This window comes from Saccharothrix hoggarensis (assembly GCF_042678885.1).
Classification (GTDB): domain Bacteria; phylum Actinomycetota; class Actinomycetes; order Mycobacteriales; family Pseudonocardiaceae; genus Actinosynnema; species Actinosynnema hoggarensis.
Genome location: NZ_JBHTLK010000268.1, coordinates 1 through 8576, shown reverse-complemented (window position 1 = coordinate 8576; position 8576 = coordinate 1). Strand labels below are relative to the sequence as shown.

General features: G+C 74.1%; 4 protein-coding genes. All 4 read left to right on the top strand.

From position 1 onward, the window contains the following. The first annotated feature begins 761 nt into the window (after nt 1-761). Nucleotides 762-4052, top strand: coding sequence for a glycohydrolase toxin TNT-related protein (locus tag ACFQ3T_RS31660; RefSeq protein ID WP_380728966.1), 3291 nt, complete (start codon nt 762-764; stop codon nt 4050-4052). Further along, nucleotides 4015-4506, top strand: a complete 492-nt coding sequence (locus tag ACFQ3T_RS31655) for a hypothetical protein (RefSeq protein WP_380728964.1) — start codon at nt 4015-4017, stop codon at nt 4504-4506. The genes ACFQ3T_RS31660 and ACFQ3T_RS31655 overlap by 38 nt, the downstream gene beginning before the upstream one ends. Then, the gene (locus tag ACFQ3T_RS31650; RefSeq protein ID WP_380728962.1) at nt 4503-6008 is read left to right on the top strand and encodes a TNT domain-containing protein; all 1506 of its coding nucleotides are present in this window, start codon (nt 4503-4505) and stop codon (nt 6006-6008) included. The genes ACFQ3T_RS31655 and ACFQ3T_RS31650 overlap by 4 nt, the downstream gene beginning before the upstream one ends. Nucleotides 6009-6082: 74 nt before the next feature. Continuing rightward, nucleotides 6083-8576: hypothetical protein (locus tag ACFQ3T_RS31645; protein WP_452603491.1), on the top strand; the 2494-nt coding region annotated here is incomplete at its 3' end.

Genomic DNA, 8576 nt, shown 5'->3' with positions numbered 1-8576 from the left:
CTGCCGGGACTTCCGCGCCTGTCGGCGGTGGGGCTGCACCGGCGGCCGGTGCGACCCCGGCCGGTGGAGCCGGCGGTGGTGGGCGTGGGCCTGCCGCGCCGGCGGCGGGTGGATTCGCGCCCGATGGGACCACCCCTCCTGCCTCGGGTTCGTCTGCGGGCGGGCGGGATCAGAACGCTCGTGGGAACGACGCGGTCAGCGCCAGTTCGTTGACCGGGGTGCCGGTGCAGCCGTCGCCCGCCGCCGCACCGGTGTCGATGCCGGAACAGCGTGGTCCGGCGTCGTCCGCGCCGCCGGCTGCCGCGCCGCCGTCGCCCGCGCCTCAGCCTGGTGGGTTCGGACCCACCGGCCAGCAAGCCGGGAGCCCCGCGGCACCGGGTCGGTCGGACGGTCCGGCACCGGCACGCACGCCTGAGCCGACGGCTCGTCCCGCGGCGCCGACTTCAGCCGCGCCGACGTCAACGCCGACGTCCACGCCCACTGCCGCGCCGAACTCGCCGGCACCGGCTTCCCGTGGCGGCACGGAGGGTCCGGCTCCTGCGTCGCGTGGTGGAGATCCGTCTCCGACCGGCGACCGGGCGACGCCTGCGACCGACGGTCCCAATCCGGACAGCACCCCGACCGACAGCACTCCGACCGACAGCACCCCGACTGACGGCACGGCGTCCGACAACCAGCCGGCTGACGGCCCGACGACCGACAGCACGCCGACCGACGGCACCGACAGCACGGACACCGACGGCGCCGACCAGCCCACGGAGTTGGTCGGCGAGCCCGGTGACGAGCACTCCCCGGCGGCCAGTCACGAATGGCCCGCAGAAACCGAAACCGCAACCGGGACCGACACCGACACTGGCACCGGCACCGGCTCGGACCCGTTCCCCAACAAGAACGTCTGGGGCCTGCCGGCAGGCGTCGTCGAGGGCTTCTCCCACAACGGCGACTACCACTCCGTCCACGACAGCACGGGCCCCACGGACCAGTCCGTCGGCACGTATGACCAGCGCGCCGCCGCCCTCATCGAGCCGACCTACCAGCCCTACGGCCCGTACGGCGACTACCAGTCGTTCCGCGACGCCCACTCCCACCCGGACGGCAGCATCGCCTGGCCGCCGAACCAGGGCGCGGACGGCCCGCGGGTCGTCGTGGAGCTGCCCGCCGGCACGGTCCTCGACCGCTTCGGCAGCCCCAACGGCGACTTCCTCTCGCCCCTGCGCCCGGACGGTCAGGCGTACGGGTTCGGTGAGCGCGCGATCATGCCGGACAGCCTCGGCAAGGGCTACCACGTCTACGTCCTGGACGCGCCGCTCACGGTGGAGCTGGCGCCGGTCGCGCCCGCGTTCGACCAGAGCGGTGGGGCGCGGCAGCTCCAGCCGGTCCTGGACGCCAACCTCGCCGACCCGGCCACGGGTCAGATGAGCGTGCAGCGCCTGCTGGACCTGGGCGTCATGCGCGAGGTGGACGTGCCACCGGCCGACGGCCGCGTGCTGCCGCCCGACTTCGGCACGTTCGACCGCGACGGCAACGTGCTGACGCCGGAGACGGCGAGCGTCGCGGACGCCCGCGACGGCGCGTTCGACAACTACGCGCCCGCCGACCCGCCGGCCACGCTCACCCCGAACCCGGACCTCGGCCCGGTCGCGCACCAGGGCCCGATCCCGCTGGGCGAGGTGTCGCAGCGCGTCGACCAGGCGATCCGCAACAGCCAGGTCACCGATTCGGGCGTCGCGCTGCACACCGAGGACCGGTTGCGCGACCTGTCGAGCCGCATCCCGGCGAGCGACGGGCACGTCGTCCTCGACATCCACACCGCCGGCGACGGCGTCCGCATCGGCGACACGCACTACACCCGCGCCGAACTGGTCGAGCTGATCAACAACCACCCGGAGCTGGCGGGCAGGCCGATCATGTTCGTCGGCTGCGACGCGGGCGCGGGCGGGGAGAACAGCCTCGCCGCGCACGTCGCGCGGGAAACCGGGCAGCGCGTGATCGCGCCGGACAGCCTGGCCTGGTCGGACCGGCACGGCAACGTCTACGCCAGCTCCCCGAACGACGCCGGCACCGGGCCGCGCATCCCACCGGACGGCGGCTGGCACGCGTTCGAGCCGGACGGCACGCACAGCCCGGCCGGCGAGAACGGGATGCCGCCCGGCCACGAGCCGAAGGGTGACCTCGCCGCCGACGACCAGGCGCACCGCGGCCGGCTCGACATCGAGCCGCAGGTGCAGCAGCCGTGGTCGGCGCCGGAGACGACGCACGAGCGGGACGTCCGGCTGCGCGACGACGAGTCGTACTTCCGCGCCGGGCAGGACCTCCCCGCCGACACCCGGATCACGATCCGCGGCGAGGACGGCGCCGTGCGCACCGTCGTGCACGTGGACGCGAACGGCGCGGTGCACGTGGACGCGATCGCGCCGAACACGCGGCACGGCGAGAACCCCGAGGTGCGCAACCCCGCGCCGAACGCCCACTACCGCGTGGAGCTGGGGCACCGGCACGACGTGTTCGTCGCCAACGCCGACGGCACCCGGCAGACCACCCAGGACTCGATCAAGATCGGCGACCGGGTCGTCCCGATCGAGCGCGCGGTGATCATCGAGCCGGTCCCGGAGCCCGCGAACGGCCGCCAGGCGATCGACCGGGACCACCCGCTGGCGCCGCGGCCGGGCGAGGCGTTCACCGCCCGCGCGGACCTCCCGCCGAGCACGCGCATGGAGGTCCACGACACCGAGGGCACGTACCGCGGCACGGTGCAGACCGACGCGGACGGCAAGCCGAGGTGGGTGGCCGCCCCGGACTACCTGTCGAACGACACCCGCAACCCGGAGGTCCAGCACACCTCCCAGGGCACGAACTACAACATCGACCGCGGTCCGCTGCACCAGGAGTTCACCACGGACTCCCAGGGCCACCCGCAGCACGCCGTCGACCGGACCGAGCCGACCACGACCCGCCAGGCCCCGGTCACCGGCCTCGGGCAGGGCGAGCCGTTCAGCCGGCCGGGTCAGGTGCACGACTCGAACACCGAGTACCTGGTCAGCGACGAGCACGGCCAGCGGCGCGGCCGGTTCCTCACCGACGAGTCGGGCCACGTGGTGTTCGAGGACACCCACTCGGGCCAGCGCAGCCGCGTCAACGCCGAGATCGCGCAGGCGCCGGCGCACGCGCAGGTCACGTCCGATGGCTTCTACGGCCTCGGCCGGGCCGAGCAGCCGGTCCGGACCTGGCCCGCGCCGGCGAACGGCCAGGTCGAGCTGGCCGTGCAGCGCACGAAGACCGACGACGGGTACGTGTACTCGGTGAAGGTCGTCAGCGGTGACACCAGCGGCTGGACGCCGGAGCAGCGGGCCGCCGTCACGCGCCCGTACAACAACGCCGACCCGTTCGCGGCGCGCGCCGACCTGCCGCCGAACACCCGGTTCGTGCTGGACGACCACAAGAAGCAGGGCTACGGCACGTTCCAGACCGGTGACGACGGCACGACGTCGCACGTCCACACGTTCCGGCCGTTCAGCCCGGACCTGAACAACCCGCTGCCGAACGCGGTGCTGGTCGCGGACAACGACATGTGGCGCGGTCGCACCAACGGCGACGGCGAGACGGTCGCGACGACCGGCCGGCCGGACCTGCGGTCGGGTGGCGCGATCCGCCGCGACGGCAGCGCCCAGCTCGACGTCGGCGGTCACGGCGAGGTGGACGCGGACGGCCGCAAGCTGTCCGACGGCGGCCACCACCAGGGCAACGAGACCGGCGGTCCCGGCGAGGCGGCGAACCAGTCCAGCCAGCAGCGCGACCAGAACCAGGGCAACGGGCGACCGGCGTTCACGACGGAGGAGACGTGGCACCGGATGGAGCGGGACCGCGCGAAGTTCCTGAAGTCCGGCGGTACGGTCGAGATGATCGACACGTTCGCCCTGCGCGACCCGCTGCAACGCCACCCTCACACGTACCAGACGCGGTGGCGTGTGACGCTCGCCGACGGCACGACCGAGATCTACGTCAGGAGCTACCCGAATGAGCACAACGCAGCCCTCTGGCCGGCCGACTTCTGAGCAGCGCCACGACGAGCTGCTCCAGCACATCGGCGGCATGCTGCTGGACGCTGCTCCGGACGGCTTCCGGCGGATCGACGTGCTGGTGCGGATGACGGTGGCCGTGCAGGACGTGACGCTGAAGGTCTACCTGCCGGACGGGACCACCCCCGAGGTGTTCCCGCCGGACGGCCTGAACGCGGCGTTCCAGGAGATGCGCCAGGTGCTGTACCAGCCGGGGCGCGGCACGTGGTTCTCGGCGCGGTGCGTGGTGAACGCGCCGGTCCGCATCGACATCACCTACAACTTCGACCACGACCCGCGGTTCGAGCCGCCCGTGCCGGCCGCGGACTTCGCCCGCGACCTCCAGGTCTTCCCGCGTGACGAGGCCTACGTCCCCGACTGGCTGCGCGCCAAGCTCGTCGAGGCGGGCGCGGGCCCCGAGTCTGTGAGCACCGAGGAGCAGAACGCATGACCGCGCCGCAGTTGGACGTCGAGGACCAGAACGCGATCCTGGGCTCCGTCACCACCCTGCTGGTGCAGCGGCTCCCCGGTGACTGGGAGCAGCTGTTCGTCGACTTCCGGATGGTGGGCCGCCACCTGGAGACGCAGGTGTCCGGGCTGACCATGTACGGCTCGTCGTTCGACTGGGAGCTGCCGGAGGAGGCGCTGCCGTTCTTCGTGCAGCTGCGCGACGGCATGGCGCGGCCGGGTCACGGCACGTGGCTGTCGATGAAGTTCCACCTCGTGCACCCGGACACGTACTCGGCGGAGTTCGACCGGGACCACGAGCCGGACTGGACGCGGCCGCCCGCGCCGCACCACTACGTCGAGGAGCTGGAGACCTACCCGCGCGACGACCGCGCGATCCCGGCGTGGCTGCGGGAGCGGGCCGGGCTCGGACCGGCGACGGCCGACGTGTTCGCGGCGCCGCTGTTCGACGCCGTGGACCCCGACGGCGGCCCGCTGCACCACCGGCCCGCGGTGCACCCGCAAGAGCTGGACGACGTGCTCGCGTACCTGGAGAGCGCGCCGGTCGTGCTCGCCGCGCGGTCGTACGGGCCGGACGCGTTCAAGCCGGACGCGACGCCGTCCGTGCCGCTGTCCTTCCACACCGACGGCACGTGGGTGTGGCCGGGCGGCGTGGCGTACTACCTGCGCAACCACAACGTGCCGCCGGTGCCGCAGCTCGTGCAGCACATCCGGGACAACAACTACGCCGTGCCGGACGTCGCCCCGGAGGCGGAGGACGCGGCGGCCGCCGTCGCCACCGGTCAGGCCGCGGGCGCGCCGCTGCCCGAGCACCAGCCGCGGGTGGTCTCCGAGGTCGACCAGCGCGCGCTGGACCAGCTCAAGGCGCGGCTCGACCACTACGGCGTGCCCGAGTCCGAGTACGGCATCGTCGAGCCGAAGCCGGACGCGTTGGTGATCGAGCCCGCGCCCGGCCGGTCGGGCTGGCAGGTCCAGTTCTGGGACGCCAGCCGCGGCCCGCACGGCCGTCCGCGCGTCTACGAGCACGCGGTGGACGCGGCGAAGGTGCTGCTGGCGGAGCTGCTGTGGCGGGCGGAGCCGGGCGCGTCGCGGCCCGCGGGCGCGGACGAGGTGCGGCCGGTCGCGGACATCCAGCCGCTGCCCGACGAGCCGCCGTTGTCGCTGTTCCGCGACCGCGAGGACGTGGTCCTGCCGGTCGGCGTCGAGCTGGACCGCTTCGGCGCGGAGACCGGCAACCTGGCCTACGAGGCGGGCACCGCGTTCGGCAACCGATCGTTGCCACCCGATTGGCTGAACCGCCGGTACCACGTGTACCGAGTGCAGAAGCCGGTGCCGGCGCTGAAGGGCGTCGCGGTGCCGTGGTTCGGCCAGCCGGGCGGCGGCACGGGGTACTTCCTCGCCCGCGCGGTGCGGGAACTCCTGGCCGACGGGAGCCTGGTCGAGGTGGCCGCGGCGACGGTCCGGCAGCCGCAACAGGGGGTCTGAGGGCTGTCGCAGCGCGTCATTAGTCCGTTCGGCTCAGCGGGGTCACGTGCGGGCACGGTGAGTCGCGGGGGAAGATGGTCCACGTGTCCGAGCTGAAGCCGCTGAACCCGACCGAGCAGGATGCGCTGGTCAAGCAGATCGGCCTGACGCTGATGCGTGCCGCTCCGGAGGAGTGGCGTCACGTGACGGCGGAGTACCGCGCGACCGGCCGGTACTTCGAGCTGGCCGCCGAGGTGCGGTCGGCCGACGGCGCCGTGCGCGCGTGGTCGCCGCCCCAGGAGGTCGCCGGCCTGTTCTCGCGGTTGCGCGCGGGCATGTACCGGGACGGCCGTGGCAGCTGGTCCAACGCCCGGTACCAGCTGGACCACCCGTCCAGCTACAACCTGGACTTCGACCGCGCCGAGCCGTCGTGGACGACGCCACCGCCGCCGCAGGCGTACCTCGACGAGATGCGGTTCTTCCCGCGCACCGACGACAACGTGCCGGACTGGCTGCGCCACCGCATCCAGCAGGCCACGCCGCCGCGCGACCCCCAGGCCCCGCCGCCGCGCGCGTTCCGCACGGCCCGCGTGTTCGACGGCGCGGGCCCCGGCGGACGTCCGTCGGTGAACCGCCCGCCGGTCGCCGACACCGACCGCGACCTGCTGCTGAGCTACCTCGACCGGGCGCCGGTCGCGGTGATCGGGCGCGGGTTCGACGCGGACGTGCTGAACCCGGACGCGCCGGCCGTGGTGCCGGTGGCGTTCCAGACCGACGGTCACTGGATCTGGCCCGCCGCGGTCGGCTACTACCTGCGCGCCTACGGCGTGCCGCCGGAGCCTGAGCTGGTGGAGCGGGCCAAGGCGCAGGACTTCGTGCTGCCCGAGGTGACGGAGGAGGCGCGGGTCGCCGCGGCGGCGAACCTGGGTTCGCCGGCCGCGCCGCAGGGCACCGTTCTGCCGGTGGCCGAGCCGCCGGAGGCGCCGGTCGAGGTGGGCGCGACGGTCGCCGCGCCGCTGCCCGACGTGACCGCCGCCGGTGACGCGCCGGGCGCGGCGGTGGACGTCGAGGAGACCGCGAACCTCACCGAGCTGAAGCCCGAGGTCATCGAGTACGCCCAGGACGGGCCGCCCTACCGGGTGCGGTTCGACGAGGACGGCCCGGTGATCGACGACCGGTACCGCCGCGAGTCCTACGTGGAGGGCATGGACCTGTTCGCGCCCGCCGCGTACGAGCGGGAGCTGACCGACACCCAGACCTGGAACCCGTTCACCGACGAGGAGCCGGACCCGGAGCCCGCCGAGGAGACCGCCGAGGTCAAGGCGGTGACGGGCGAGCCGGCGGCCGACCAGTCGGCAGCCGAGCCGCACCACGCCGAGCCGCATGGGGTCGACCCGCATGGGGTTGAGTCGCACCACGCCGAGCCGCACCACGCAGAGCCGCACGAGGTGGAGCCGTACCGGGTCGAGCCGCACCGGGCGGAGCAGCCGGCCGCCGCGACGGAGGTCACCGCCGAGTTCGAGGTCGACCCGGACCGGCTGTACGCGCCGGAGGGCGAGGGGCAGCCGTACGCGGAGCACGACGAGTCGAGGTTCGCCGAGCACGACGAGCCCCGGTTCGCGGAGCAGGCCGGGCCGCAGTTCGCCGCGCACGATGGCGGGCGGTTCGGCGAGCCCGCCGGCCACGACACCACCGGGCACGACACCACCGGGCACGAGGCCCCGGACCAGGGCTTCGCCGAGCGCGACACGGCCGATCACCACCCGGTCGGAGATCACGCGGCAGGGGATCACGCGGCCGACGATCACCGGGACCACGGCGTCGCTGACCAGGGCTTCGCCGACCAGGGTTACGCTGACCAGGGTTACGCCGAGCGCACAGAGTCCCGGTTCGAGGCCCAGGACGACCCGCGCGCCGAGGACGACCACGCCGAGGCCCGCGACCTCCGGGACGACGACCACGGCGAGCACGACGACCACGCGCACGGCGAACACGATGACCACGACGAGCACGAAGAGTCACGGTTCGCCGAGCAGCCCGCGCCCCCGGCGTACGTCGAGCAGCCCACGCAGTACGCCGACGCGGTCGAACTGCTCGACGACGTGAGCCCGCCGCCGGGCCAGGCGCCCGTTCCCGCGCCCGTGCCGGTCCCCGTGCCCGCACCGCCCCAGGCCGAACGCCCGGAACGGCCCCAGGAGCAGACCCGGGAACGGCCCCACGCCGAACGGCCGAAGATCACCCCGCCGCGCCAGGTCACGCCGGACGAGGAGCGCGAGCTGTCCGGCCTCCGCCGCGCGTTGGACGAGCTGGACGTGCCGCCCGCCGCCTACCGGTTCGGCGAGCCCGCCGACCGCACCTGGCTGCTGCGCGTCGAGGGCGAGGACTGGGAGGTGTCGTGGTTCGACCACGGCCCCACGAACCCGGTCCGCTTCGACCGGCTGGAAGACGCCGCCGCCTACCTGGTGGGCAGGCTCGTGCTGACGAACCGCCGCGCGCCGCGCCCGGCTCCGATGCCGCCACCCCCGCCGCCGCAGCGCCCGCGTCCGCCGATGAACAACGGGTTCCGCGCGGAGCCGCCGCGTCCGCCCG

Excerpts from the sequence above, each read along its gene's own strand:
- ACFQ3T_RS31650 (WP_380728962.1), top strand. The coding sequence starts at position 4,503 with ATGACCGCGCCGCAGTTGGACGTCGAGGACCAGAACGCGATCCTGGGC.
- ACFQ3T_RS31655 (WP_380728964.1), top strand. The coding sequence starts at position 4,015 with ATGAGCACAACGCAGCCCTCTGGCCGGCCGACTTCTGAGCAGCGCCAC.